At 73.5% G+C, this 25,335-nt stretch carries 19 protein-coding genes, 4 tRNA genes, 1 other RNA gene and 1 pseudogene; 11 read left to right on the top strand and 14 right to left on the bottom strand.

Going from position 1 to position 25,335, the window contains the following annotated elements; genetic code table 11:
• Positions 1-228 precede the first annotated feature (228 nt).
• Positions 229-831, bottom strand: a complete 603-nt coding sequence (locus QQS16_RS20930; RefSeq protein WP_286063360.1) for an HhH-GPD-type base excision DNA repair protein — start codon at positions 829-831, stop codon at positions 229-231.
• 42 nt (positions 832-873) lie between these two features.
• Positions 874-1,599, bottom strand: a complete 726-nt coding sequence (locus tag QQS16_RS20925) for a siderophore-interacting protein (protein WP_286063359.1) — start codon at positions 1,597-1,599, stop codon at positions 874-876.
• A 75-nt stretch (positions 1,600-1,674) separates the two neighbouring features.
• Between QQS16_RS20925 and QQS16_RS20920 the strand changes: the two genes are divergently transcribed.
• From QQS16_RS20920 to QQS16_RS20905, 4 genes are all read left to right on the top strand, one after another.
• Positions 1,675-3,867, top strand: a complete 2,193-nt coding sequence (locus tag QQS16_RS20920) for a penicillin acylase family protein (RefSeq protein WP_286063358.1) — start codon at positions 1,675-1,677, stop codon at positions 3,865-3,867.
• The gene (locus QQS16_RS20915; RefSeq protein ID WP_286063357.1) at positions 3,860-4,471 is read left to right on the top strand and encodes a GNAT family N-acetyltransferase; all 612 of its coding nucleotides are present in this window, start codon (positions 3,860-3,862) and stop codon (positions 4,469-4,471) included. Before QQS16_RS20920 ends, QQS16_RS20915 begins: the two co-directional genes overlap by 8 nt.
• Positions 4,468-4,941 (top strand): cupin domain-containing protein, encoded by a 474-nt coding sequence (locus QQS16_RS20910; protein ID WP_286063356.1) that lies wholly within the window; start codon positions 4,468-4,470, stop codon positions 4,939-4,941. Before QQS16_RS20915 ends, QQS16_RS20910 begins: the two co-directional genes overlap by 4 nt.
• Positions 4,942-5,099: 158 nt before the next feature.
• Positions 5,100-7,229, top strand: a complete 2,130-nt coding sequence (locus tag QQS16_RS20905) for a copper resistance CopC/CopD family protein (RefSeq protein WP_502963817.1) — start codon at positions 5,100-5,102, stop codon at positions 7,227-7,229.
• On the opposite strand, the gene QQS16_RS20900 is transcribed toward QQS16_RS20905, so the two are convergent.
• The 3 genes from QQS16_RS20900 to QQS16_RS20890 form a co-directional block, all read right to left on the bottom strand.
• Positions 7,226-8,080: a DUF72 domain-containing protein gene (locus QQS16_RS20900; RefSeq protein ID WP_286063355.1), complete on the bottom strand. Its 855-nt coding sequence runs from the start codon at positions 8,078-8,080 to the stop codon at positions 7,226-7,228. The genes QQS16_RS20905 and QQS16_RS20900 overlap by 4 nt on opposite strands.
• A 92-nt stretch (positions 8,081-8,172) precedes the next feature.
• Positions 8,173-8,463 carry a zinc-ribbon domain-containing protein gene (locus QQS16_RS20895; protein WP_286063354.1) on the bottom strand — a complete coding sequence of 97 codons (291 nt, stop codon included), beginning with the start codon at positions 8,461-8,463 and terminating at the stop codon, positions 8,173-8,175.
• 476 nt (positions 8,464-8,939) lie between these two features.
• Positions 8,940-9,407 (bottom strand): DUF5990 family protein, encoded by a 468-nt coding sequence (locus QQS16_RS20890; protein WP_286063353.1) that lies wholly within the window; start codon positions 9,405-9,407, stop codon positions 8,940-8,942.
• A 135-nt stretch (positions 9,408-9,542) separates the two neighbouring features.
• Between QQS16_RS20890 and QQS16_RS20885 the strand changes: the two genes are divergently transcribed.
• The gene (locus tag QQS16_RS20885) at positions 9,543-9,947 is read left to right on the top strand and encodes a hypothetical protein (RefSeq protein WP_286063352.1); all 405 of its coding nucleotides are present in this window, start codon (positions 9,543-9,545) and stop codon (positions 9,945-9,947) included.
• 192 nt (positions 9,948-10,139) lie between these two features.
• Here QQS16_RS20885 and QQS16_RS20880 read toward each other — a convergent pair.
• Positions 10,140-10,227 (bottom strand) — tRNA-Ser (locus tag QQS16_RS20880).
• Between the two features lie 71 nt (positions 10,228-10,298).
• Between QQS16_RS20880 and ffs the strand changes: the two genes are divergently transcribed.
• The 6 genes from ffs to QQS16_RS20850 all read left to right on the top strand — a co-directional run bounded on the left by ffs (position 10,299) and on the right by QQS16_RS20850 (position 19,729).
• Positions 10,299-10,397, top strand: an RNA gene (ffs, locus tag QQS16_RS20875) — signal recognition particle sRNA small type.
• A 54-nt stretch (positions 10,398-10,451) separates the two neighbouring features.
• A complete protein-coding gene (locus tag QQS16_RS20870) occupies positions 10,452-12,986 on the top strand; it encodes a DNA polymerase III subunit gamma and tau (protein ID WP_286063351.1) in 2,535 nt (844 codons plus the stop codon).
• A 106-nt stretch (positions 12,987-13,092) separates the two neighbouring features.
• Positions 13,093-14,370 (top strand): phosphoribosylamine--glycine ligase, encoded by a 1,278-nt coding sequence (gene purD / locus QQS16_RS20865; RefSeq protein WP_286063350.1) that lies wholly within the window; start codon positions 13,093-13,095, stop codon positions 14,368-14,370.
• A gap of 377 nt (positions 14,371-14,747) precedes the next feature.
• Positions 14,748-16,814 carry a M48 family metalloprotease gene (locus tag QQS16_RS20860; protein ID WP_286063349.1) on the top strand — a complete coding sequence of 689 codons (2,067 nt, stop codon included), beginning with the start codon at positions 14,748-14,750 and terminating at the stop codon, positions 16,812-16,814.
• A 409-nt stretch (positions 16,815-17,223) separates the two neighbouring features.
• Positions 17,224-18,744, top strand: coding sequence for a N,N-dimethylformamidase beta subunit family domain-containing protein (locus QQS16_RS20855; protein WP_286063348.1), 1,521 nt, complete (start codon positions 17,224-17,226; stop codon positions 18,742-18,744).
• 85 nt (positions 18,745-18,829) lie between these two features.
• Positions 18,830-19,729 carry a phosphoribosylaminoimidazolesuccinocarboxamide synthase gene (locus tag QQS16_RS20850; RefSeq protein ID WP_286063347.1) on the top strand — a complete coding sequence of 300 codons (900 nt, stop codon included), beginning with the start codon at positions 18,830-18,832 and terminating at the stop codon, positions 19,727-19,729.
• A gap of 225 nt (positions 19,730-19,954) precedes the next feature.
• Here the strand turns inward: QQS16_RS20850 and QQS16_RS20845 are convergent.
• The 8 genes and pseudogenes from QQS16_RS20845 to QQS16_RS20810 all read right to left on the bottom strand — a co-directional run bounded on the left by QQS16_RS20845 (position 19,955) and on the right by QQS16_RS20810 (position 25,217).
• Positions 19,955-20,027, bottom strand: a tRNA-Gly gene (locus QQS16_RS20845).
• A gap of 23 nt (positions 20,028-20,050) precedes the next feature.
• Positions 20,051-20,665 (bottom strand): response regulator transcription factor, encoded by a 615-nt coding sequence (locus QQS16_RS20840; RefSeq protein ID WP_286063346.1) that lies wholly within the window; start codon positions 20,663-20,665, stop codon positions 20,051-20,053.
• Positions 20,666-21,222: 557 nt separating this feature from the next.
• Positions 21,223-22,581, bottom strand: a pseudogene (locus QQS16_RS20835) (sensor histidine kinase); the annotation flags it as partial.
• A gap of 32 nt (positions 22,582-22,613) precedes the next feature.
• Positions 22,614-23,390 carry an ABC transporter permease gene (locus QQS16_RS20830; protein WP_286063345.1) on the bottom strand — a complete coding sequence of 259 codons (777 nt, stop codon included), beginning with the start codon at positions 23,388-23,390 and terminating at the stop codon, positions 22,614-22,616.
• The gene (locus tag QQS16_RS20825; RefSeq protein WP_286063344.1) at positions 23,387-24,394 is read right to left on the bottom strand and encodes an ABC transporter ATP-binding protein; all 1,008 of its coding nucleotides are present in this window, start codon (positions 24,392-24,394) and stop codon (positions 23,387-23,389) included. The genes QQS16_RS20830 and QQS16_RS20825 overlap by 4 nt, the downstream gene beginning before the upstream one ends.
• A 145-nt stretch (positions 24,395-24,539) precedes the next feature.
• Positions 24,540-24,612 (bottom strand) — tRNA-Gly (locus QQS16_RS20820).
• Between the two features lie 80 nt (positions 24,613-24,692).
• A tRNA-Gly gene (locus QQS16_RS20815) sits at positions 24,693-24,764 on the bottom strand.
• A gap of 135 nt (positions 24,765-24,899) precedes the next feature.
• On the bottom strand, positions 24,900-25,217 hold the full coding sequence (locus QQS16_RS20810) for a histone-like nucleoid-structuring protein Lsr2 (RefSeq protein ID WP_286063343.1): 318 nt from the start codon (positions 25,215-25,217) through the stop codon (positions 24,900-24,902).
• Positions 25,218-25,335: the final 118 nt, after the last annotated feature.

The raw sequence follows: 25,335 nt of genomic DNA, 5'->3' as shown, positions 1-25,335 counted from the left end.
AGGACGACCTGCCGGGCGGCGCGAGCGAGGGCGTGCGGAGGGCCCTCGAAGGGAGGCCCGGGTTCGTGGCCGCCGGTTGCGGTGTGCCCGGCCGCGGAGTGGGCGGTGGGGGCGTGGACCTCGCGGTCGTCGTACTCCGGACCCCTGGCGGCGCCGGTCGGTGGCTCGGTCATGATCCATGCTGGGCCCGGTCCCCGGCCCGCCGCCATCGGGGGCGGGCCACCCGGCTTACTTCTTGGGGGTCTTCGCCGCCTTGGCCGCCTTGGCCTCCGCCTTCATCTCCTGCTTGTGGGCGCGCACCTTGGTCAGCGACTCGGGCCCGGTGATGTCGGCGACGGACCGGAAGGACTCCGGTTCGCCGTAGGCGCCCGCCGCCTCGCGCCAGCCCGTCGGCCGCACGCCGAGCTGCTTGCCGAGCAGGGCGAGGAAGATCTGGGCCTTCTGCCTGCCGAAACCGGGCAGCTCCTGCAACCGCCTGAGCAGCTCGCGTCCGTCGGTCACGCCCTTCCAGACGAGCTCGGCGTTCCCGTCGTAGTGCTCGACGAGGTACTGGCACAGCTGCTGGACGCGCTGTGCCATCGATCCCGGGTAGCGGTGCACGGCCGGCTTCTCCGAGAGCAGCGCGGCGAAGGCCTCCGGGTCCTGCGCGGCGATCTCGCGCGCGTCCAGGTCGTCGGTGCCGAGACGGTCGGCGATGGTGCGGGGCCCCTTGAACGCCCACTCCATCGGAACCTGCTGGTCGAGCAGCATGCCGACCAGCGCGGCGAGCGGGGAGCGCCCGAGCAGCTCGTCGGCCCCGGGGTCCTGGGCGAGGTGAAGAGTGACGTCCATGCCCTCGATCATGCCGTCCGGGGCGGCGGGGCGCTCCTCAGGTCACGGCCGCCAGTAGCCGAGCGCGTGCATCCGCTGCTTGGGCACGCCCAGTTCCCTGCGGACGTACGAGGACAGCGTCCGGGTGGTCGTCGTGTCGCAGGCGATCCACACGTACGGCTCCGGGGTGGCCCCGAGGAGGGTGGGCAGGGCCGACTTCACCTCGGTGACCAGGCGGTCGCCGTCGGCCTGCCGGGGCACCCTGCGGACCTCGTGGCGGGCCGGGTCGGTGCGCAGGGGCAGGGTGCTGTCGTCGGGGGCGCTCTCGAACCAGACGGTCGCCGGGGCGCAGTCCAGGGCGCCGAGCAGGGAGTTGAGCGCGGGCAGGGAGGCCGGGTCGCCGATCGCGAAGACGTGCGTGGGCTCGGGCCGGGGTCGCTCGAAGCCCGTCCCGTGCACGGTCGCCTCGATGGTGTCCCCCGGCTTCGCCGCCCGCGCCCAGTCGCTGGCGCACCCCTCGTGCAGGGCGAACTCCAGGCTGAAGGTGCCGGCCGCGGGGTCCGGGTCGACCAGTGTGTAGGCGCGCTGGTGCGGGCGGCCGGCGTTGTCGAACCAGAGCCGGACCCACATCGTGGGGTGGACGCCGGTCGCCGCCAGCATCCCGCCGTCGGTGAGGTGGACGCGCCGGTAGTGCTCGCTGACGTCCTCCGTGCCCGTCACGGTGAACGCGAAGTCCTTCGCGCGCAGCAGTTTGAGGACCGCGCCCTCCCAGCCGTGCCCCTGCCCCATCGCGTGTTCACCCTTCGCGTACGATTTCCCAGAGTAGTTAGGCAAGGCTAACCTAAAAGTGACAAGGGGCACAGGGTGATCACCGAGTTCTACCGCGACGCCTGGGGGATACCCCACCTCCGCGCGGGCAGCGCGCGAGAACTCGCCCGTGCCCAGGGCCGGGTGACCGCCCGCGACCGGGCCTGGCAGCTGGAGGTCGAACGGCACCGCGCACAGGGCACCTCGGCCGCCTTCCTCGGCCCCGGGGCCCTCGCCTGGGACAGGTTCGCCAGACGGGCCCGCCTCGACGACACGGCCAGACGCTGCTTCACCGCCCTGGAGAGACAGGACCCGGAGACGGCCGACTGGGTCCGGGCCTACGTCGACGGCGTCAACGAGGGACTGCCGGACACGGCCGCCCCGGAGTTCGCCCGGGCCGGCCTCGTCCCCGGCCGCTGGCAGCCCTGGACCCCGCTCGGCGTCTGGCTGGCCACCCACATCCTCTTCGCCGGCTTCCCGGCCAAGCTCTGGCGCGAGCAGGTCGTCCGGCACCTCGGCCCCGACGCCGTCCACCTCTTCGCCACCGACGGGCCCGGCACCTCCGGCAGCAACGGCTGGCTGGTGAGCGCGGAGCGGACCACGACCGGGCACGCCGTCATCGCGGGCGACCCGCACCGCTTCATCGAGGACCCCGGCGTCTACCAGCAGATCCACCTGTCCTGCCCCGAGTTCGACGTGGTCGGCCTCGCCGTCCCGGGCGTCCCCGGCATCGCCCACTTCGGCCACACCGGCACGGTCGCCTGGGCCATCACCAACGCGATGGCCGACTACCAGGACCTCTACCGGGAGCGGCTGCGGCGCACCGGCGCCGGTGTCGAGGCGCTCGGCCCGGACGGGGTCTGGCGCCGGGCCGTCCGGCACACCGAGACCGTGGCGGTGGCGGGCGAGGAGCCGGTCGAGGTCGAGGTGATCGAGACCGAGCGGGGGCCGGTGATCATCGGCGGGCCCGAGGGAATCCCGGAGGGCCCGGACGACGGCGTCCTGGACGACGGTTGCCCGGGCGACGGTCTCTTGGACGACGGCCTCTTGGACAACGGTCTTCTTGGCGACGGTCTCTTGGACAACACGGTCACGCCGCCGGTCGCCGTCAGCCTCCGCCACCCGCCCCGCGTCACCGAGGATCTCGGTTTCAGCGCCCTCCTCCCGCTGCTGCGGGCCCGCCGGGTCGCCGACGTGGACCGTGCCTTCGACGTGTGGGCCGAACCCGTGAACGTCGTCCAGGCCGCCGACACCGAGGGCGGTCTGCTGCACCGGGTCGCGGGCCGGGTGCCGCTGCGCTCCGACGCCAACCGCGTCCGGCCGGTGCCCGCCTGGGAACCCGGCCACGACTGGGCGGGCTGGCACGACATGCCCCGCGCCGGGCTCACCGACGGCATCGCCGTGATGGCCAACCAGCGCGGCCCCGCCACCCCGCTCGGCGTCGAGTTCGCCCCGCCGCACCGCGCCGACCGCATCACCGCCCTGCTGGGGGAGAAGGACCGCTGGTCGCCCGCCGACCTGCCGGTGATCCACATGGACACCCGGCTGGGCTCCGCCGCGGCGCTGCTGGACCGGCTGGCGGCACTGGACGGGCTGACCCCCGAGGCCGCCCGGGTCCGGGACACCCTGCTGCGCTGGGACCGCCACATGGACGCCGGCAGCACGGACGCGGCGCTGTACGCGGCGGTGCGCGGTGCCGTCGTACGGCGGCTCGCGGCGCACCCGGTGTTCGCCGCGCTGACCGCCCCGCCCGCCTACCCGGACGTCTTCCTGCCCTGGCTCCACCTCGTCCCGCGTATCGGCTTCGCCCTCGAACACCTGCTGCGCGCCGACGAGCTGTACGGGATCGACCGGGCGGAGGCGGTGCGCGCGGCCGTCGAGGAGGTGGCCGCCGAGCGGCCGGCCGCGCGTTGGGGCGACACCCACCGCCTCGCTCCCTGGCGGGCGTTCACCGGCACGCCCTTCGACGAACCCGGGGACCGGGAGGAGCCCGGCCTGTCCGGGGACCACGACTGCGTGCTGTGCACCTCCGCCGTGCCCGGCTGGACGGACCGCAGCGCGCGCGGCCCGGCCGCCCGCTACGTATGGGACCTGGCCCGCCGGGAGGACAGCCTGTGGGTGGTGCCCCTCGGCGCGTCCGGCGTGCCCGGCTCGGCCCATCACCGCGACCAGCTCCCCTTGTGGCTCGAGGGGGATCTCGTCCCGGTCGTCACCGACTGGGACCGGCTCGACAAGGAAACCGATGTCTGACACGTACGCCCCCACCCGCGAACCCGTCCACGAGCAGACCGTGGACGGCTTCGGCACCGTCCGCGTGCTGCCCCTCGACGCGCACGCCGACGCCGGGACCGTGCACGCGTGGGTGAGCGAGGAGCGGGCGTCCTTCTGGGGCATGAACGGCCTGACGAAGGACCAGGTGGCCGAGACCTACGCGCACCTGGCCACCCTCGACACGCACCACGCCTACCTGGTGCTGAAGGACGACGAACCGGCCGCCCTCCTGCAGACCTACGAGCCGGCGGCCGACCGGGTCGGCGAGTGCTACCCGGTACGGCCCGGCGACATCGGCGTCCACCTGCTGCTGGCCCCCGCGGGACGGACCGGCGCCCGCCCCGGCTGGTCGGCGGCGCTGCTGTCCGCCGTCACGTCGTACGTGCTGCTGGGCCTGGACCGCGGCCGGATCGTGGTCGACCCGGACGTGCGCAACGAGAGGGCCGTCGCCCGGTTCCTGAGGCAGGGCTTCACGCCGGGCCCGGTCGTCGTCCTGCCGGAGATCGACCTGCCGGACGTGTACCTGCCCGAGAAGCACGCCCGACTCGCCTTCCTCGACCGGGAGGTAGCCTTCCCGGCGTGACCCCAGACGACCTCGTCGCCCACTACGGCCTGGAGCCCATCCCCCGCGAAGGCGGGCTGTTCCGCCGCACCTGGGCGGGACCGGAGGGGCCGGACGGCCGCCCTCGGGGAACCGCGATCGTCGCCCTGCTGACCTCGGACGACTTCTCGGCCCTGCACCGCCTGCCGCACGACGAGATCTGGCACTTCTACCTCGGCGATCCGCTGGACCTGCTGCTCCTCGCCCCGGACGGCACGTCCCGTACCGCCGTCCTGGGCCCGGACGTCCTCGGCGGCCAGCACCCCCAGCTGACCGTCCCCGCCGGCACCTGGATGGGCGGCCGGGTGGCGCCGGGCGGCGCGTGGACCTTCTTCGGCTGCACGATGGCGCCCGGGTTCACCTACGCGGACTACGAGCACGGGGACGCGGCGGACCTGGCGGCGCGTCATCCGGCACAGGCGGACCGGATCGCCGGACTGTGCCGTCCCTGAGGCTCCCCGGCGGACAGGTCGCCCTGGTCACCGGCGCGGGCGGCGGCGATGGGCGGGGCATCGCGCCGCGCTGCGCCGAGCAGGGCGCGCGGTGAGCACACCAGCCCTCGCGTCCGTACCTATCCGGACGGCGGCACGTGCACAGACGGAGACTCGACGTGGAGCGTTACGGTGACCTCAGGACCGGGCGACGACACCGGCCACTTCACAGGCTGGTGCTGCTGGGCACCGTGCTGGTCCTGCTCCTCATCGGCGGCGCGGGCACCGCGTCGGCCCACGCCGCCCTGCGCACCGCCGACCCCGGCGACGGAACCGTCCTCAAGTCCGCCCCCCGTCAGCTCACCCTGACCTTCACCGAGTCCGTCGGCCTGCTCGACGACTCGCTCCGCGTCCTCGGCCCCGACAACCGGCGGCTGGACATCGGCGACGCCCGGCACGCGCCGGACGGCGCCGACACGGTCCGGGCGACCCTGCCCCCGAAGCTCGCCGAGGGCACCTACGTGGTGGCCTTCCGGGTCGTGTCCGCCGACAGCCACCCGGTCTCCGGCGCCTTCACCTTCTCCGTCGGCAAGCCCTCCCCGATCCCGCCCGCCGTGGACACCGGGACGGCCGAGGACCCGGCCACCGCCGCCCTCCACAAGATCGCCCGCTATCTCGCGTACCTCGCCGTCGCCCTGCTCCTCGGCACGGCCGTCTTCGTCACGGTGTGCCGTCCGCAGGACCCGGGGCTGCTGCGCCGCCCCCTGTGGACGGGCTTCTGGACCCTGCTCGGGGCCACGGTCGCCCTGCTGGTGCTGCGCGCCCCCTACGAGTCGGGCACCGGCCCGGCGGCGGCCTTCGACGCCTCGGCCTTCGAACGCACGCTGACGACCCGCCCGGGCGTCGTCCTGCTGGTCCGCCTCGCCCTGCTGCCGCTGGTGGCCTTCTTCCTCGTACGCCTGGGGAGGCGGGAGTCCTGGTCCCGCGCCCGGCTCGGCGCGGGCGCCGCGCTCGGCGTGGCCCTGGCGCTGACCTGGGGGGCCGCCGACCACGCGTCCGCCGGGATCCAGGTGCCGGTGGCGATCACGTCGGCCGTGCTGCACGTGCTGGCGATGGCGGTGTGGCTGGGCGGTCTCGCGGCCCTGCTCATCACGCTGTACCGCTCGCCGGAGGTCCCGGCCCGCACGGTCGACCGCTTCTCCCGGCTCGCCTTCGCCTGCGTGACCACCCTCGTCGTCACCGGCGTCTACCAGGCCTGGCGCGGCCTCGGCTCCGGGAACGCGCTCACCGACACCCCGTACGGCCGTCTCCTGACCGTCAAACTGGTGGCCGTGGTGCTGCTGTTGACGGCGGCACGGGTGTCGCGGCGGTGGACGGCACGGATGGCGGGACCGGCGGGGCCGGTGGCGGTACCTGGGCCTGCGCCGGCGGTCGCGGGTCCGGTGGCCGAAGGGGTCGTGGCGGCGGAGGTCCAGTCCGAGGCGGTCGTACGGGAGCGGGTGCCGCAGCGGGTCGGAGGGCCGTCGGGGCCGGGCGGGGACGGGCTGCCCGGGGACCGTCCGGACAGGGAGGGCGCGGAGGAGGAAGCGGCGCTCGTGCGTGCGCCGTCGGCCGACGGGGCGTCCCGCGCAGGCCGGCGGGGGGACGGGGGACCCGGCGCAGGCCCGGCCGGGGAAGACCGGACCGGTGACGACACGTCCGCGGATGAGCCGCCCGGGGGCGGCCCGTCCGCAGGCGAGCCGTCCGAAGGCGGCCCGGCCGGGAAACGGCCCGTGGCCGCGGCACCCCGTCCCGGTGAGCCGCTCGCCGTGGACCCCCGGCGTCGGCGGCTGCGCCGCTCGGTGCTGGTCGAGGTGGCCGTCGGTGTCGTCGTGCTGGTGATCTCCACGGTGCTCGCCGGCACCCTGCCCGGCCGCGCGGCCGCCGAGGCGGAGCGGTCGGCCCGCACGGCCCAGTCGGGCGGGTTGCAGACCACGTCCGTCACCATGGTCCCCTTCGACGTCGGCACGCCCGGCGGCCAGGGCAAGGTGCAGGTCACCCTCGTCCCGGGCGCCGCCGGCCAGTACGGGGTCGAGGCCGTGGTCTACGGCCCCGACGGCGGCCTGTCCACGGTCCCCGAACTCCGTCTCTCCTTCACGCTCCCCGCGCAGGACGTCGGCCCCGTCGACGCCGAACTCACCGACCGGGGCGGCTACTGGGCCGCGGACGCGCTCGACCTCCCCCTGCCCGGCGACTGGAGGATGAAGGTGACGGTCCGCGTCTCGGAGATCGACCAGGTCAGCGAGTCGGCGACGATACGGATCGGCTAGGACGGGTCCGATGGCGTGAGCAGGCGGGACATGGTCCCGGCGGCCCGTACGGCGGAGTCGGCGCAGCAGTTGTTGAACAGGACGTGCAGCTCGTCCACTCGCTCGCCGAGGGCGCGTAAGCGGGGCGCCCACTCCTCCAGTTCGGCGGCGGAGTAGGCGTGGCGGAAGCGGTCCTCCTTGCTGCCGGTTCCCCAGGCGGCGCTGCGGCCGTGGAACCGCACGACCGACAGGTGCGGTGTGGTGACCGGGGTGACGGGCGGGATGGAGGAGGGCAGCTCCGGTGACATGTCGACGGCGACGGCCGTGAAACCGTGCCGGGCGAGGAGGGCGCCGGTCTCCTCCGGTTCGTCCCGCCACCACCGCGGATCCCGGAACTCCACGGCCACCGGCCATCCGGCCGTCCGTGCCGCGCACTCCTCCAGGAACGCCCGGGACCGCGCGCCCGGCCGGAACCACGGCGGGAACTGGAAGAGCACGGTGCCGAGCCGGCCGGCTGCCCTGAGCGGCTCGATCCCGGCGGTGAACCGCTTCCACACCGCGTCGAGCACCGCCGGGTCCCCGGCGTCGGCGGGCAGGCCGTCCGGCATCACCGCGGCCCGGGTCGGATGCCCGGTGAGCAGCGAGAAGGCCTTCACGTCGAACACGAACCCCTCCGGCGTCCGCTCGACCCACAGCCGGCTGTTCCGCTCGCCGGGCAGCGCGTAGTAGCTCGCGTCGACCTCCACCACCGGGAAGTGCTCGGCGTAGTAGCGCAGCCGCCCCTCGGCGTCCCGCCGCCCGGGCGGATACCAGCCGCTGCCGACCAGGGCCCGGTCGGTCCAGGAGCACGTGCCCACAAGGACGTTGGTCATGGGTCAGCGGTTACCCGGCCCTCGGGAAGGGACGCCCCGCGGCTTCCGGAGGCCCCGCGGGGTGCGCGGGTCACGCGGGCGGACCGCGGTCCTCAGGACTGGTACGGCTGCTGCTGCGGCTGCCCGTGCGACGGGGCACCGGGTCCGTCCGAACCCTGCGCCAGCAGCTGCTCGGCCTGCTCCTTGGTGATCTTCTGCTCCGCGCCGCAGAAGGTGCACTGCGTCGCGTACTTCGTCGAGAACGGGAACAGCGGCACAAAGAACAGCGTGAACTTCGTGACCCGCTTCCGGAGGGTGTGGGCGGAGGGATTCCCGCACTGCCCGCACACCAACGTCAGTATCGCGAGCTGGTACAGGTACCCCTTGGTGCCAAAGATGATCACGTGGTCGGTCCTTTCCGGGTCAACGCCTGCCGACAAGGTGCCGGTCGGGCGACGGTACTTGCCGGCGCCGGCCCGTACCACTGAGGGGCCCGCCCGGTGACCGCGGCGATGCGGCACGGCCGCTCGGCCCGCCCGGGGCGCACCCGGGAACCGGGCCTGTACGGGGAGTACCCGGAAAAGCGCACCTGTCCGCCTTTTTCGGTCACCGGGCTCCGTCCCCGGGCCGTCCCGGCGAGGTCCGGCCAGTGGCCGCAGCCGTGCGGGAGCGCGGCACCCCCGCACGGTGGGTCCGGCCAGTGCCGCGACAGGCGACGCCGGTCCCGTCGCGACGCCCGGCACGCTCCTCCGCCGCCTCAAGGCGCGGGAGGTGCCCCCATCCGCCCCACCGGCCGAAACACGCAGGTACCCGCGTCGCCCCGGCCCCACGAACGCCGGAAACGTACCGGTCCGGTCCGGCGGCTCGTCCCCTTGTTCGCCTAGGCGGCGGATCCGGCGGTCCAGACGACGTGCGGGGGCGTGATCCGCGCGCACAGGGGCCCGCCGTGCTCGTCGGTCAGTCCGAAGCGGGCGACCAGCAGACCCTCGCGTACGGCGGCGTCGAGCACGTCGGCGGGGACGGCGTCGAGCATCAGCTTGGCGCGGCGGAACATGGCGAACCGGCCCGACTCGTCGACCGTGCCCCACGACAGGTAGACGAACCGGTGCCCCAGCCGGTGCTGCACATAGGGGCCCGTCACCTCGACACCGGTCGCCGAGGCGACCGCCGCGCACTCCAGGGTCCAGGTCGCGGACGTGGCGTCACCCCGTTGCGGCCCGAGAACCTCGGCAGGACGGTCGCGGCGCTGCACGGCGACATGGAGGTCGCCGGGAGCGGGGGCGGCACCGTCGGCGGTGGCCGGACGGGTGAGCCCGGGCAGGTCGAAGGCCTCGATACGGATACGCATGCCCGCCATCATCCGCTGCCCCGACCGCGACCCGCCCGGAAGGCCCCACCCTCCTCCGCCCCCGCCGCGAACGCTCGTGCCTCCGGCGCACAAGTAGAGGGTGTGACCGTGCTGTTCGGTCACGGAAGGGGTCTCATGAGAGAGGAACCGGAACGACCACCGGCACCGGACGGTGCCGACGCGCCGGACGACAGCGACCTGTTGGCCCGCTCGGCCCGCGACCCGGCGGCCTTCGTGCTCGCCGGGCCGCCGTATCTCCGCCTCGTCGGTCCGGTGCACGACAGTGCCGGACGATCCGGGGTGGCGATCGAGTACGACGGCGAGGACATCCGCAGCCGGGTCGTCATCGACCCGAAGACCGCCCTGCCGATGGAGGAGAGGTACACCACGCTGGGCGGCCCCAGGGACGGTGACCTCGTCAGCGGCGTGACGTACCTGTCGCTGCGACCCGTCCGGGACGCCCCCGAAGCCGTCCCCCACGAAGACATCCCGCCCGACCCCGACAACCCCCTCGACCAGCTGGGCCTGAGGAAGCGGTGAGACGGGCGCACGCCACCGGATCCGTGCCGCGCCCGTCAGCCGAAGGGGCCCACCGACACCGTCCTCGTCCCACTCGGGCACGCTCATGACGCTGTGGAGACGGGAAAGGGTGTCCGTGCAGAGCCCGGCGAAACCGTCGAAGGGCCCCACCGCAAGCGGTGGGGCCCTTCGACGTAGTGCCCGGTGAGGCACTGGCGGAGGATACGAGATTCGAACTCGTGAGGGGTTGCCCCCAACACGCTTTCCAAGCGTGCGCCCTAGGCCACTAGGCGAATCCTCCGCGGCAAACAATACAAGACGTTGAGGAGTGCTCGCGAACTCGTTCCCCCCGCTCAGATCCTGTAGCCTTGGCGCAGCCCCTCACGCGGCGCTATCTGACTGAACTCCCCCAGGGCCGGAAGGCAGCAAGGGTAGGTCGGCTCTGGCGGGTGCGTGGGGGGCGCTCGCGTTCCCGGCGGGTTCGGGCGGGGCTGGTTGTCAGTGGGCGCCTATAACCTCGTAGGCGTGTCGTCTCTCGCGTTGTACCGCCGCTATCGCCCGGAGTCGTTCGCCGAGGTCATCGGACAGGAGCATGTCACTGACCCGCTGCAGCAGGCGCTGCGGAACAACCGGGTCAACCACGCCTACCTGTTCAGCGGTCCGCGCGGATGCGGGAAGACGACCAGCGCGCGGATCCTGGCGCGGTGTCTGAACTGCGAGCAGGGGCCCACGCCGACGCCGTGCGGGGACTGCCAGTCCTGCCGGGACCTGGCGCGGAACGGGCCGGGATCCATCGACGTCATCGAGATCGACGCCGCTTCGCACGGTGGTGTGGACGACGCCCGTGACCTGCGGGAAAAGGCGTTCTTCGGGCCTGCGGGCAGCCGGTACAAGATCTACATCATCGACGAGGCCCACATGGTCACGTCGGCCGGATTCAACGCGCTGCTGAAGGTCGTCGAGGAGCCGCCGGAGCATCTGAAGTTCATCTTCGCGACCACCGAGCCCGAGAAGGTCATCGGGACCATCCGGTCGCGGACGCACCACTACCCCTTCCGGCTGGTGCCGCCCGGGACCCTGCGCGACTACCTCGCCGAGGTCTGCGGGCGCGAGAACATCCCCGTCGCGGAGGGCGTACTGCCGCTGGTGGTGCGCGCGGGCGCGGGCTCCGTGCGTGACTCCATGTCCGTCATGGACCAGCTGCTGGCCAGCGCGCGGGAGGACGGTGTGACATACGCCATGGCGACCTCCCTGCTCGGGTACACCGACGGCTCGCTCCTCGACTCCGTCGTCGAGGCCTTCGCCACCGGTGACGGCGCCGCCGCCTTCGAGGTGGTCGACCGGATCATCGAGGGCGGCAACGACCCCCGGCGGTTCGTCGCCGACCTGCTGGAGCGGCTGCGGGACCTGGTGATCCTCGCCGCCGTGCCGGACGCCGCCGAGAAGGGGCTGATCGACGCCCCCGCCGACGTCATCGAGCGGATGCAGGCCCAGGCCGGCACCTTCGGCGCCGCCGAGCTGAGCCGCGCCGCCGACCTCGTCAACCAGGGGCTCACCGACATGCGGGGCGCCAACTCGCCCCGCCTCCAGCTGGAGCTCATCTGCGCGCGCGTGCTGCTGCCCGCCGCGTACGGCGACGAGCGGTCGGTCATGGCCCGCCTCGACCGCATCGAGCGGGGCGTCCACTTCTCGGCGGGCGGCGGTGCCCCGGCGATGGGGTACGTGCCGGGCCCGGAGGCCCATGGGGGAGTGGGCGCGGGTGCCGGCACGGGCGCGCTGGACACACCGGGCGCGCCGGTCGTCCCCCAGGGCACCGGTCCCGCCGCCGTTCGGGCCGCGGTCCGGGCTTCGGGCGGGCCGGCCGGTGGTGGCGTGGCCAGTGGCATGCCGGCCGGGGCGGGTGCCGCCGCGCCGGTGGGGCACGGGACGCCCGCGGGTGGCCAGGGTGCCGCTCCGGCCCACGCGGCCTCGGGCGCCGGTGCCGCCGACCAGGCCGCCGTCGCGAACGCCGGGCCGGCCGCCGTCGCGGGACCGGGACCGGGACAGGCCGCACCACCGAACCCGGCGGGACCCTCGAACCCGGCGGGACCCTCGAACCCGGCCGCACCCAGCGGTCCGGCATCCGGCCACCCCGGCGGCGGACAGCCCGAGCAACCCCAGCCGTCCGAGCGGCCTCAGCCGTCCCCTCCCGCGCCCCATCCCGCCCCCACCGCCCCCGGTGCCTGGCCCACCGCGGCTCCCGCGGGCGGTGCGCGCCGTCCCGGCGGCTGGCCCACCCCGGCCTCCGCCGGCGGCGCCCGCCCCTCGGCCGCACCGAGCCCACCACCCGCCTCGGCCCCCGCGGCCACACCGCCCGCCCCCTCCCCGACCACACCGGCCACCGGGGCCCCGGCCGCGTACACGCCCCCGGCCGGCGGCCCCGACCCCAGGATGCTCTGGCCGAACATCCTGGAAGCGGTCAAGAACCGGCGCCGCTTCACCTGGATCCTGCTCAGCCAGAACGCCCAGGTGACCGGCTTCGACGGCACGACGCTCCAGCTCGGCTTCGTCAACGCCGGCGCCCGCGACAACTTCCTGAGCAGTGGCAGCGAGGACGTGCTGCGCCAGGCGCTGGCCGAACAGTTCAACGTGCAGTGGAAGGTCGAGGCGATCGTCGACCCGTCGGGCGGCGGCTCGGCACCCCCGGCACCCGGCGGATCCCCCGGCTTCAACGGAGGTGGCGGCCCCGGCTACGGCGCGGGTGGCGGTGGCGGCGGTGGTGGTCACGCCGGCGGTGGTGGAGGCGGTACGGCCCCTCAGCGTCCGGCGTCCCCCCAGGGGGGTGCCCCCGGCGGGACCACTCCCTCCGCCGGTGCATTCACCTCCGCGGCCCCGGCGGGCCGCGGAGGCACTGCCGCGCCCACCCGGTCCTCCGCCCCCGAGCCGCCGCCCCCCGTCTCCCCCGAGGACGACATCCCCGAGGACGACGACCCCGACCTCGAGGAGTCCGCCCTCTCCGGGCACCAACTCATCGTCCGGGAGCTGGGGGCGACGGTGGTGGAGGAGTTCTCCCACGAGTAGCGACCCGCCAGGGCCGCCCGGCCCCGGCCCGCTCCTGGAGGAACCCACAAGCGGCCCACCCCCACCCCTTCGGAACCCCGCACAAAACCCCGTTAGGCTGGCCCCTGTGAAGGTCCTCGTCATCGGCAACGGCGCTCGCGAACACGCCCTGTGCCGTTCCCTGTCCCTCGACCCCGACGTCACCGCGCTGCACTGCGCCCCCGGCAACGCCGGAATCGCCGAGGTCGCCCAGCTGCACCAGGTCGACGCACTCGACGGCGCGGCCGTCTCCGCGCTGGCCGTGGAACTCGGTGCCGACCTGGTCGTCGTAGGCCCGGAGGCGCCGCTCGTCGCCGGGGTCGCCGACGCCGTACGGGAGGCGGGCATCCCCGTCTTCGGCCCCTCCGGGGAGGCCGCGCAGCTCGAGGGCTCGAAGGCCTTCGCCAAGGAGGTCATGGCGGCAGCCGACGTACCCACGGCCCGCTCGTACGTGTGTACGACCGCCGAGGAGGTCGCCGAGGCTCTCGACGCCTTCGGCGCCCCGTACGTCGTCAAGGACGACGGGCTCGCGGCCGGCAAGGGCGTCGTCGTCACCGCCGACATCGAGGCCGCCAAAGCACACGCGGCCGGCTGTGAGCGCGTGGTCATCGAGGAGTTCCTCGACGGCCCCGAGGTTTCCCTCTTCGCCATCACCGACGGCGACACGGTCCTCCCGCTCCAGCCCGCCCAGGACTTCAAGCGCGCGCTCGACGGCGACGAGGGCCCCAACACCGGAGGCATGGGCGCGTACTCCCCGCTGCCGTGGGCCGACCCGAAGCTGGTGGACGAGGTCATGCAGACCGTCCTCCAGCCGACCGTCGACGAGATGCGCCGCCGCGGCACCCCCTTCTCCGGCCTGCTCTACGCCGGTCTCGCGATCACCTCCCGCGGCGTACGGGTCATCGAGTTCAACGCCCGCTTCGGCGACCCCGAGACCCAGGTGGTCCTCGCCCGTCTGAAGACCCCGCTCGCCGGCATCCTGATGGCCGCCGCCACCAGCAACCTCGGCTACCTGGAACCCCTGCGCTGGAGCGAGGACGCGGCGGTCACCGTGGTCATCGCCTCGCACAACTACCCCGCCACCCCGCGCACCGGCGACCCGATCACCGGCCTCGACGAGGTGGCCGCCCAGGACGCCCCGCACGCGTACGTGCTGCACGCGGGCACCCGGCGGGACGGCGACGCCGTCGTGAGCGCGGGCGGTCGTGTCCTGTCCGTCACGGCGACCGGCAAGGACCTCTCCCAGGCCCGCGAGCGCGCGTACCGGGCCGTCGGCCGCGTCCGTCTCGACGGCTCCCAGCACCGTACGGACATCGCGGCGAAGGTGGCAGGGGGGACGGGAGAGGCGGGAGCGGTGGAGGCGTAACGCCTCGTCCCGTTCTGACCCTCCCCTTCCCCTTCCCCTTCCCCTTCCTGCCGTCCTTTCCTGCCGTCCTTTCCGTCGCTGTGACATAACCGGGCGACATCCCGGCTCCGGCCAACCCGACAGGCCCCGCATCCGTCTCAGGATGCGGGGCCTGATCCTTGCTCTCCGTCATCCACCTTTCCCCTGAGCCATTCCATCGAGTGACCGATGCCCCATCCGGCTGACGGGGGCCGGGGCCCCAACTAGGGTGCGGCGCAAGCGTTCCGGCACTTGGCCCACCGGCATTGCGATGTCAGTCGCGGGTGCCACAGTGGGGGAGTGAGCAACGCCAGAAGAGCCAGACAGCCAGGACAGCCGAGAGGGGGCGGGGTTCGGTCGTGACCGGTATGGGTGTGGAGGCGGGAGCGCAGGCCGCGCGGCTCCGTGCGCTCGCGGTGTTGCGCGTCCGCAGCCGGGCGCTGGCCGTGGCCCTGCTGCCCGCGGCCGTCGCCGTGGTGCTGCTGGCCGGAGGTGCCGCGGACCACTTCGTGGGCCCCGGCTGGGACGCCGCCCGCTGGACGGTGAACGGCGCGGCGCTGCTCGTGCTGCTCGCCGCCGCCGGTATCGCCCTGGTCGTCTCCCGCTCCCGGCCCGCCGTCAGCCCGACCGTTCCGATCGCCGAGGAGTCCGCGCCCGACCTGTACCGGATGGTGCGCGACCTCGCCGACCGGCTCGACGTTCCCGCCCCCTCCGCGATAGCGCTCACCCCCGACTGCGACAGCTGGCTGGAGGACCGCACCCACCGGGCCCACGGCCCGCCTCCGCAGGAGAACCCGGACGAGATAGCGGGTGTCCGCGGCGCCCACCGCCGGCCCACCGCCGCTCCGGTGCTGGTCATCGGCTCCCCGTTCCTGTGGTGGATGCGCGTCGGCGAACTGCGCGCGGTCCTCGCGCCCGTCGTCGCCGGTACGGGACCCTCGGCGCACCCGGACATAGCGGCCGCCCGCCGGTTCGTCCGCGGTCTGGACGCGGCGGTGGCCGTGACCTCGGCGCCCCGCCGCAACCCCGTGACCCGCGCGGTGCTCGCGGCCGTCGGCTGGGTCGCCCGGCTGCTGCTGCGGAGTTGCCGCGGCCATGCCGCCGAGATGGAGCGCGGGGTCGCCGCCGCGGCGGCCGAGCGCGCACAGGCTGTGGACTACGGCCTGAGGATCGTCGCCCAGGAGCAGGTGGGACTCGCGTACGCGGGCTGGGACCGGCTGCTGACCAAGGTCGCGCTGCCGGCCTGGCGCATGGGCCGCTGGCCCTCCCGGCTGGACGCGGGGGTCGTCGCGGCACTGACCGAGCTGTCCCGCCGGGACCGGCTTGCCGAGGGCTTCGCCTCCCGGCTCGGCGAGCGCCCCGCCTGCGACCTGCTGGAAGAGCCCGGCGCGGTGGACGAGGCGACCTCGCTGCTCGCCGCCCGTCTCTTCCACGGCGGTCCGGCGGAGTCGGGTCCCAACTGGTCGCCGGTGGACTGGCAGGAGTATCCCGACGAGGTCGTCGACCGTAAGTGGCGCACGGACGCGGCCCGCCTGCATCGCGTCCTGGACACCCTCGGCGTCCGCCGCTCCCCCGATCCCGCGTCCCCGGCCCCCGCCGCCCCCAACCTGGCCCGGATCATCGACCACCTCACCGACCCGAGCCCCCCGGACGACACCCGGGCCGCGCCGCGTGAGACCGCGCCGCGTGAGACCCCGCCCCTCGGGACCGCGTCCACCGAGGCCGGTCCCCCGGCCGGGCACACCGAAGCCGAGGCCCGGAGCGCCGGCGACCGCGACCCCGAAAGCCCCAACGACGACCGCACCACCGTGTCCGCCGGCCACGAAGGCTTCGTAACCCAAGAAGCCCAAGAAGCCCAAGAACCGCGAGAAGCCCAAGAAGCCCAAGAAGCCGAGGAAGCCCCAGAAGCGCACGAAGGCCACCAGGGCTACGAAGGCCACCGGGGATACGAGGACCACGGAGACCACGACGACCGCGAAGACCACGGAGACCACGACGACCTGCATCGAGAGAGCGGTCGCGGTGCGGACCTCGCCGCTGGTCTCGGCGCCGAGCTGGCCCGGGAGGAGGCGTCGTCCTCCCCGCAGGGAGACGCGGCGCCGTCCGCTCCCGGACAGGGCAGCCCCGACACCGCGCTGTGGGACGACGGCATGCTGCCGCTCTTCCCCCTCCAGCCACCCCGCACCGGACGGGAACTGCTCGCCGACCACGTCACCGCGATGGTGTGCTGCGCCGCGATCGACAACGCCGGAGCCACTCCCGGCCTCGACTGGCTCGACGGCCCGTCACTCCTGGTCAACGGCGAACGCGCGACCGACCTGACGTCCCGCGTCCTGCGCCTCGTCGAGGACGGCGATCCGAGACCCCTGCGGGCATGGCTGATCGAAACGGGCATACGCCCGGAGAAGCCGGTCCGCCTCGGCTGACGAGGAAGCGCACGCCCGCGTACCCCGCGCCGCCCGCCCGCTCGCACACCCCATTCACCCCACCCACTTGCGCTGCCGACCCCGCAGCCGCACCCGTACCCGCGCACCGCGCACATCCCGCGCACCGCGCACATCCCGCGCACACTCACCGAGCGGATCTCTTCATTCCACTTCCGGTCAATTCGCAACGAACAGTGACAGCCCGCGTGCGTAATGTGATGTGCTGGAGTCCTTCGCGCGAACGCAAGGGCTTGCGACATACGACAGACGCACACACCACGCGACCCGCGCCCACAGCACCGCACGCACCGCACGCCTGTGCACCGCACCGCACGCACCGCACACAGCACGGGCTGCGCACCGCACACACCGCACACCGCATACGGGGGCACGAGGGAGGGCAGCGACCATGGCACCGAAGGCGGGACCCAAGCAGATCCGCCGCTGGGAGTCGGGAGCACTCGCGCACGCCGTGACGGATCCCTTCGGCCAGGGCCCCGTTCCCTGGCTCCGCGGCAACGTGACGTACTTCGACGACACCGGCCAGATGGTCCCCTGGTACGTGGACCCGGCCCAGCAGCCGCCCCCCGGCACGGGCAACCGCACCGACCGGCACCGCGTCCCCGCCCCCCGGTCCACCGGAGGCCCCCGCTCCGCCGACGACGTCCACCGCCAGATCAAGGGCTTCGCCTCCACCGGCGCGGTCGCCCCCGGCGAGGCCGTGGACTTCCACGTCACCGTCGACCCGCCGCAGGAGTTCGGCGTCGACATCTACCGCATCGGCCACTACGGGGGTGACGGCGCAGCCAAGATCACCACCAGCCCCCGGCTGTCCGGGATCGTCCAGCCGCCGCCCCTCACCGCCGACCGCACGGTCTCCTGCCACCACTGGTGGCTGTCCTGGCGGCTACAGGTGCCGTCGTACTGGAGCGCCGGGGCGTACGTCGCCGTCCTCACCACCGTCGACGGCTACCGCTCGCACATCCCCTTCACCATCCGCGACGACCAGCCCGCGGACCTGCTCCTGGTCCTGCCCGACGTCACCTGGCAGGCCTACAACCTCTACCCGGAGGACGGCCGCACCGGCGCCAGCCTCTACCACGCCTGGGACGAGGAGGGCCGGCTGCTCGGCGAGTCCCAGGCGGCGACGACGGTCTCCTTCGACCGCCCGTACGCGGGCGCCGGCCTCCCCCTCCACGTCGGCCACGCCTACGACTTCATCCGCTGGGCCGAGCGCTATGGCTACGACCTCGCCTACGCCGACGCCCGCGACCTGCACGGCGGCCACGTCGCCCCCACCCGCTACCGCGGCCTGGTCTTCCCCGGCCACGACGAGTACTGGTCGCCGGCCATGCGCCACACCGTCGAGCGGGCCCGCGACCACGGCACGTCCCTGGTCTTCCTCTCCGCCAACACCATGTACTGGCAGGTGGAGCTGAGTGCCTCCCCGTTCGGCGTCCCCGACCGCCTGCTCACCTGCCGCAAGCGCCGAGGGCCGGGCAAACCCGTGCTGTGGCGCGAGATCGACCGGCCCGAGCAGCAACTGATCGGCATCCAGTACGCCGGCCCCGTCCCCGAGCCCGCTCCGCTGATCGTCCGCAACGCGGACCACTGGCTGTGGGAGGCGACCGGCGCGCACGAGGGCGACGAGATCGAGGGTCTGGTCGCGGGCGAGGCCGACCGCTACTTCCCCCGCGCGCCGCTGCCCGACCACGACGAGCGCATCCTGCTCGCCCACTCCCCGTACACCGACGCCGAGGGAACCCTCCGGCACCAGGAGACCTCTCTCCACCGGGCTCCCTCCGGCGCCCTCGTCTTCGCATCCGGGACGTTCGCGTGGTCCCCGGCCCTGGACCGCCCGGACCACGTCGACCAGCGGGTCCAGCGAGCCACCGCGAATCTCCTGGACCGCATCTGCAAACGCGACTGACCGCCCACTCACCGGTCCCCCTGTCCGGGCCTTGACCCCCATGCGGGAGAATCGAGTCACTTGGACATCACCACGGGGAGGAACCGTGTCCGGATTCGTCGAAAAGCCCGAGCCGCTTCAGGTTCCGGGCCTGGTGCATCTGCACACCGGCAAGGTGCGCGACCTGTACCAGAACGAGGCGGGCGACCTCGTGATGGTCGCCAGCGACCGCATCTCGGCGTACGACTGGGTGCTGCCGACCGAGATCCCCGACAAGGGCCGCGTCCTCACGCAGCTGTCCCTGTGGTGGTTCGACCGGCTCGCCGACCTGGTCCCCCACCACGTCGTGAGCACCGAACTGCCCGCCGGGGCGCCCGCCGACTGGGCCGGCCGCACCCTGGTCTGCAAGTCGCTCCAGATGGTCCCGGTCGAGTGCGTGGCCCGCGGCTACCTCACCGGCTCCGGCCTGGCCGAGTACCGGGAGTCCCGCACGGTCTGCGGCCTCGCCCTCCCCGAGGGCCTGGTGGACGGCTCGGAACTGCCCGGCCCGATCTTCACCCCGGCCACCAAGGCCGCGGTCGGCGAGCACGACGAGAACGTGTCGTACGAGGAGGTCGCCCGGCAGGTCGGCGCCGAGACCGCCGCCCAGCTGCGCCAGGCCACCCTCGCCGTGTACGGCCGGGCGCGGGACATCGCCCGGGACCGCGGGATCATCCTCGCGGACACGAAGTTCGAGTTCGGCTTCGAGGGGGAGACGCTCGTCATCGCCGACGAGGTCCTCACCCCGGACTCGTCCCGCTTCTGGCCGGCCGACCAGTGGCAGCCGGGCCGCGCGCAGCCGTCGTACGACAAGCAGTACGTCCGCGACTGGCTGACCTCTGCCGAGTCGGGCTGGGACCGGGGGAGCGAGCAGCCCCCGCCGCCGCTGCCGGACCGCGTGGTGGAGGCGACCAGCGCCAGGTACGTGGAGGCGTACGAGCGCCTGACGGGCACCAGCTGGAGCTAGTGCCGTGCCAGGCAACGTTCGCCCCGTCGCGACGCCCGGCACGCCCTCTCGCCGCACCGGCCGAAAGCCCGAGTACATCCAGTACGAGGGCTTCCGGCCGGCACGCCGAGAGCACGCACCGGACGCCGCTCCTTGACGGGCAAACGATGCCTGCCGCGGCACTAGGGCCGCGGCACCAGTGACACGAGAAGACCCCGGTCCACCGGACCGGGGTCTTCTCACACGAGCGGACGACGAGGTTCGAACTCGCGACCTCAACCTTGGCAAGGTTGCGCTCTACCAGCTGAGCTACGTCCGCAGTGCGCCGCAGCGCGAGAGCAACTATACCCAACCTCGCTCCCGCGCGAGCCGCACGGCCGTGTGCCGGTTCTCCGCCCCGAGCTTGGAAACGGCCGACGACAGATAGTTCCGTACGGTCCCCTGCGACAGCGCGGCCCGCTCGGCGATCTCCGCGACGGGCGCCCCGTCGGCGGCCAGCTCCAGCACCTCCGCCTCCCGCACGGTCAGCGGTGAGTCTCCGGCCGAGATCGCGTCGGCGGCCAACTCGGGGTCGACATAGCGGTTTCCGTCGTACACCGTGCGGATGATCTCCGCGAGCCGCTGCGCGCTGACGGTCTTCGGGACGAACCCCCGCACACCCGCCTCCAGGGCCCGTTTCAGATGCCCCGGCCGCCCGTGACTGGTCACGATCAGCACCCGGCAGCCGGGCAGCTCGGCCCGCAAGGATGTGGCGACCTTCACACCGTCCGCGCCGGGCATCTGAAGATCGAGTACCGCGACGTCGGGCGCGTGGGCCCGCGCCATGGCCAGGGCCTCCGGCCCCGTCGCCGCCTCGGCCACGACCAGCAGATCGTCCTCCAGTGACAGCAGCGCGGCCAGCGCCCCCCGGATCAGATGCTCGTCATCAGCGAGCAGAAGCCGCACGGGAACCGTCACGAGCCGCCCCTTTCCTCCGCACCCGCCGTGCGACCGACGGCCGTCGTGCCGCTCTGGTGTGCCGTGCCGACCGCGTCTGCCGGGCCGCCCACGACCGCCGCGTCACCCACGACCGCAGAATCACGTACGACCGCAGAATCACGTACGGCGGTCGCCCCTCCTGAGGCGGTCCCGCCCCCCACGCCAGTCGCGTCCCCGACAGCCATTCCGTCACCCGCCCTCTTCCTGTCACTCACACTCGCCTCTGCGGGACCGACAACCTCTGTGAGACCGACAACCTCTTCGAGACCGAAAACCTTCTCAGAACCGACAACCTCTGCATCACCGGCGACCCCCACCGGCCCGACCGTCCCCACCGGCCCGACACCCCCCGCACCACCGAAGACCTCCACCGGCCCGACACCCCCCGCACCACCGAAGACCTCCACCGGCCCGACACCCCCCGCACCACCGAAGACCTCCACCGGCCCGACACCCCCCGCACCACCGAAGACCTCCACCGGCCCGACACCCGCCGCAGACCCGACACCCCACGACCCGGCAGACCCGGCAGACCCGACCACCCCCGCCCGTCCCGCCCCCGGTCTCAACGGCACCTCCGCCACCACCCGGAAGACGTCCCCTTCGGCGAAACCCGCCTCCAACGTCCCGTTCACCGCGGCCAGCCGCTCCCGCAGCCCTGCCAGCCCCGACCCGCCGCTCGCACCGGCACCGGGGGCCTCAGGACAGTCCCCAGAAAATGTACCGACGGCCTCTCCGGAGGCTCCGTCGGAGGTCCTTGAGGCTGCCCCGGAGGTCCGCGCCCCGTCGTTCTCCACCGTCAGCACCACCCTCCCCTCCGACCGCCGCACGGCCACCGCGCACCACTCGGCGTCCCCGTGCCGCAGCACGTTGGTCGTGGCCTCCCGCACCACCCATCCGAGCGCCGACTGCACCTCGGCCGGCAGTCCGGAAGCCCCGCCACCGGACACCTCGCGTCGCGGCCCCGCGGCCGGACCCCCCGCAGCGCCGGCGGCCGTCACCTCGCACCGGATCCCCGCCGCCGTCAACACCCCCTGTGCACCGGCGAGTTCGGTCTCCAGGTCGGCCTCCCGGTACCCCCGGACGACATCCCGCACCTCACGCTGCGACTCCCGCGCTATGCGCTGCACCTCGATCATCTGCTCCACGGCCTCCGCGCGCCCGCGCCGCGCCAGTTGTACGGCCAGCTCGCTCTTCAGCGCGATCACGGCCAGGTTGCGCCCCATCACGTCGTGCAGGTCCCGTCCGAACCGCAGCCGTTCCTCGGCGACGGCGAGCCGGGCCCGGGTCTCGCGGGCCGCGTCGAGTTCGTAGACGGCGTCGAGGAGCCAGACGGAGAAGACGGCGGTGAAGGCCAGACCGCCGGCGCCGAGCAGCACCATCAGCGCGGTGACGAGGGCGGCGGGAGCGGGCAGCCCCATCGGGAACGCCACGCACGCGGAGCCCGCCGCGATACCTCCGACCAGCGCGTACACACGTCGCCGGGTGCGTACTCCGAGCGAGACGAAGCCGGCGCCGAAGGTCAGCGTCAGACCGTGGAGCGCGCCCGCCGCGGTGTCGACACCCTCGCCCTCGGGCCCGTGTCGCGCGATGGCGAGCGCGCCGACCGCGACCACCGCGGTGACGCCGGCCAGCAGCCACAGCAGCCGTACGGGCTGGGCGCGACGGCCGCGCGTCCAGTCCAGCGCCCGGGACGCGGTCACCGCGCAGAGCACGCTGTGCGCGCCGGCCGACACGGCCAGCAGGACCGCGACTCCCCCTCGCACCAGGCCCAGCACCGTCAGCCAGACCGCCGCCGCCTCCAGGACCGCGAAGGAGTGGAACGACCATCGCGTGTACGTCTCCACCTTCGCCGGCGTGGTCTTACCCCGCCACCAGCCGCCCGGCCCGCGCATCTCCGTGCCACCGTCCCCGTCCGTGCCGTCCGTCAGTGCCTCGGCTCCCACCGGAACCACCGCCGTACAGCAAACACGCCGAGCGCGGTCCAGGCCAGGGCGGTCAGCACCGGACCGACCGTCTCGTGGACCGAGAGGTCACCCGTCCAGCCCGCGCGGATCAGCGTGATCACCGGTGTGAGCGGCAGCAGTTCGAGCACCGTCGCCACCCGGTCGGGCAGCAGCTCCAGCGGTACGGCGATCCCGGAGCCCGCCATCGAGACCATCGTCATCGGCAGCGAGGTGACCTGCGCGCTCTCCACGGTGCGGGTGAAGCTCGCCGTGACGGCGCCCAGACTCGCGCACATCACCACCCCCAACAGCAGCCCCATGACGGCGAGATGGGGGGCCCGGGGCGCCGGTACGTCGAGCAGGACGGCGCAACCCGCCGCCAGGATCAGCGACTGGACCAGCCCCGTGCCGACGGACGGCAGCGCGGCCCCGGCCAGGATCTCCCGGTCCCGCAGCTCACCGGTGCGCAGCCGTTTGAGGACGAGTTCCTCGCGCCGCCCGACGAGCACGCCGACGAGTGCCGAGTACACGGCGAACAGCAGGGAGAGGCCGATCGCGCCCGGCAGCAGGACCAGCCCGATGCTCAGCCCGGAGTCCCCGAGGTCCATGTCCGCGATCAGCGACCGCGTGGTGAACGGCAGGGCCAACGGCACGAACACGGCCGCGACGATCATGCCCTTGCTGCGCCCGAACAGGGTCAGCTCGGCCCTGGCGAGGGCCACCACCCGCCCCGCCGGAGTGGTGACGGCCCCGCTCATGCCACACGCTCCTGATCAGCCGCGAAAGAATCGGACATCGCCTCGGAGGACCCGGACGCGTCCCGAGTGCCTCCGTCGGCCGCCCCCCGCGCGATCTCCAGGAACGCCTCCTCCAGCGAGGCCGACCGCACATCGAGCCGGCGCAGCTCCACCCCCGCCTCCGCGGCCCACGCCAGGAGTCCGGCGGCCGCCCGCTGGAGTTCCCGGGTCCGCAACCGTACGGACCGCCCGTCGACCTCGTGGCCGCACACCCCCGGTTCGGCGAGCGGCGGCAGGTCTCCCACGAAGTGGTCCCGGGGCAGTTCGAAGGAGATCCGGGACGGCTGCGCGGCGGTCACCTCGGCCGGTGTCCCGGTGGCCGCGATCCGCCCCTGGTGGAGGATCGCCAGCCGGTCGGCGAGATCCTCGGCCTCCTCGAGGTAGTGCGTGGTCAGCAGCACGGTCGTCCCGGCGTCACGCAGCGCGCGCACCGACTCCCAGGTCTCCCCGCGCCCTTCGGCGTCCAGGCCGGTCGTCGGTTCGTCCAGGAACAGCACCTCGGGCCGGCCGAGCAGAGCCGTCGCCAGGTCCAGGCGCCGCCGCTCACCCCCGGACAACTGCTTCACCCGTACGCCGGCCCGCGGCTCCAGTCCGACCAGCGCCAGCACCTCCCGCGGCGGGCGCGCCCCGCTCACGCAGCCCGCCCACATCCGGGCGGTCTCCGCGACGGTCAACTCCGACGGGAAGCCGCCCTCCTGCAACATCACCCCCACGCGCGGGCGTACGGCGGCCCGCTCGGCGAAGGGGTCGTGGCCGAGCACCCGCACCCGGCCCCCGGCCGGCCGGGCGAGGCCCTCCAGCAGTTCGACGGTCGAGGTCTTGCCGGCGCCGTTGGTGCCGAGCAGTGCGAAGACCTCCCCGCGCCGCACGGAGAAGGTGATGCCGCGCACCGCCTCGAACCCGCCCCCGTACACACGCCTCAGGTCGGTGACCTCAATCACGTGGTCGTGTTCGTTCGTGTCCATGGACTCAGCCTTCCGGCGGTCCGGCCCCGGCGGCAGTGCGCGCTGTCATCACCGCACATGACAAATGTCAGACGCGCCACCGGGCCGGCCCTGGCCCAGGGCGCGCGAAAAAGCCCCGGTCCACTGGACCGGGGCCTTCACACCGAGCGGACGACGAGGTTCGAACTCGCGACCTCAACCTTGGCAAGGTTGCGCTCTACCAGCTGAGCTACGTCCGCATTGCCTCCGACCGGCTCTCACCGATCGGCGCGAGCACCAGCCTACCTGATCCACTGGAGTGGTCGGATCGGCGATGCAGAGCGGGTGACAGGAATTGCACACTGCGCCTTCCCCCTGGAAGGGGGATGTTCTACTACTGAACTACACCCGCGTGACTCCGTGGACCAGGCTTTTCGGCCTCGCCCCTCGGCGTGCTCCAGACTCTAGCTGACCAGGTGGGGTGCAACGCAAGTCGGTTGGGGTCAGGGCCCGCTGACGGACCCTGACCCCCTGCCGGAGCGGGCTGTCACCGCGCGGCGGCGAACGCCTCGTAGACCTTCTTCGGGATGCGCCCGCGCGCCGGCACGTCCATCTTGTTCGCCTGTGCCCAGGCCCGGACGGCCGCCGGGTCGGGGGCGACCTCCGTCTGCTGGTACGCCTTGCCCGACCTCGACCGCTTGCGGCCGGCCTCCACGTAGGGCGCGAGCGCCTTGCGCAGGTGCTTGGCATTGGTTCGGTTCAGGTCGATCTCGTACGACTTGCCGTCGAGTCCGAAGGCGATCGTTTCCGCCGCTTCCGAGCCGTCGATGTCGTCGAAGAGCGTGACCACGACCTTCTGCGCCACGAATATCGGTCCCTTCGTGCGACACCTCTGCGATGACGTGCCAAGACGTCCGGAGATGTCGACTGTCCGCCTGTTAATGGGCAAAGTATCGGCTATTGCCAAATCATTTGTACAGTGC

It is taken from the genome of Streptomyces sp. ALI-76-A, assembly GCF_030287445.1.
Lineage (GTDB): Bacteria > Actinomycetota > Actinomycetes > Streptomycetales > Streptomycetaceae > Streptomyces.
The sequence above is the reverse complement of the archived record's forward strand: the minus strand, read 5'-3'. Positions and strand labels throughout refer to the sequence as shown.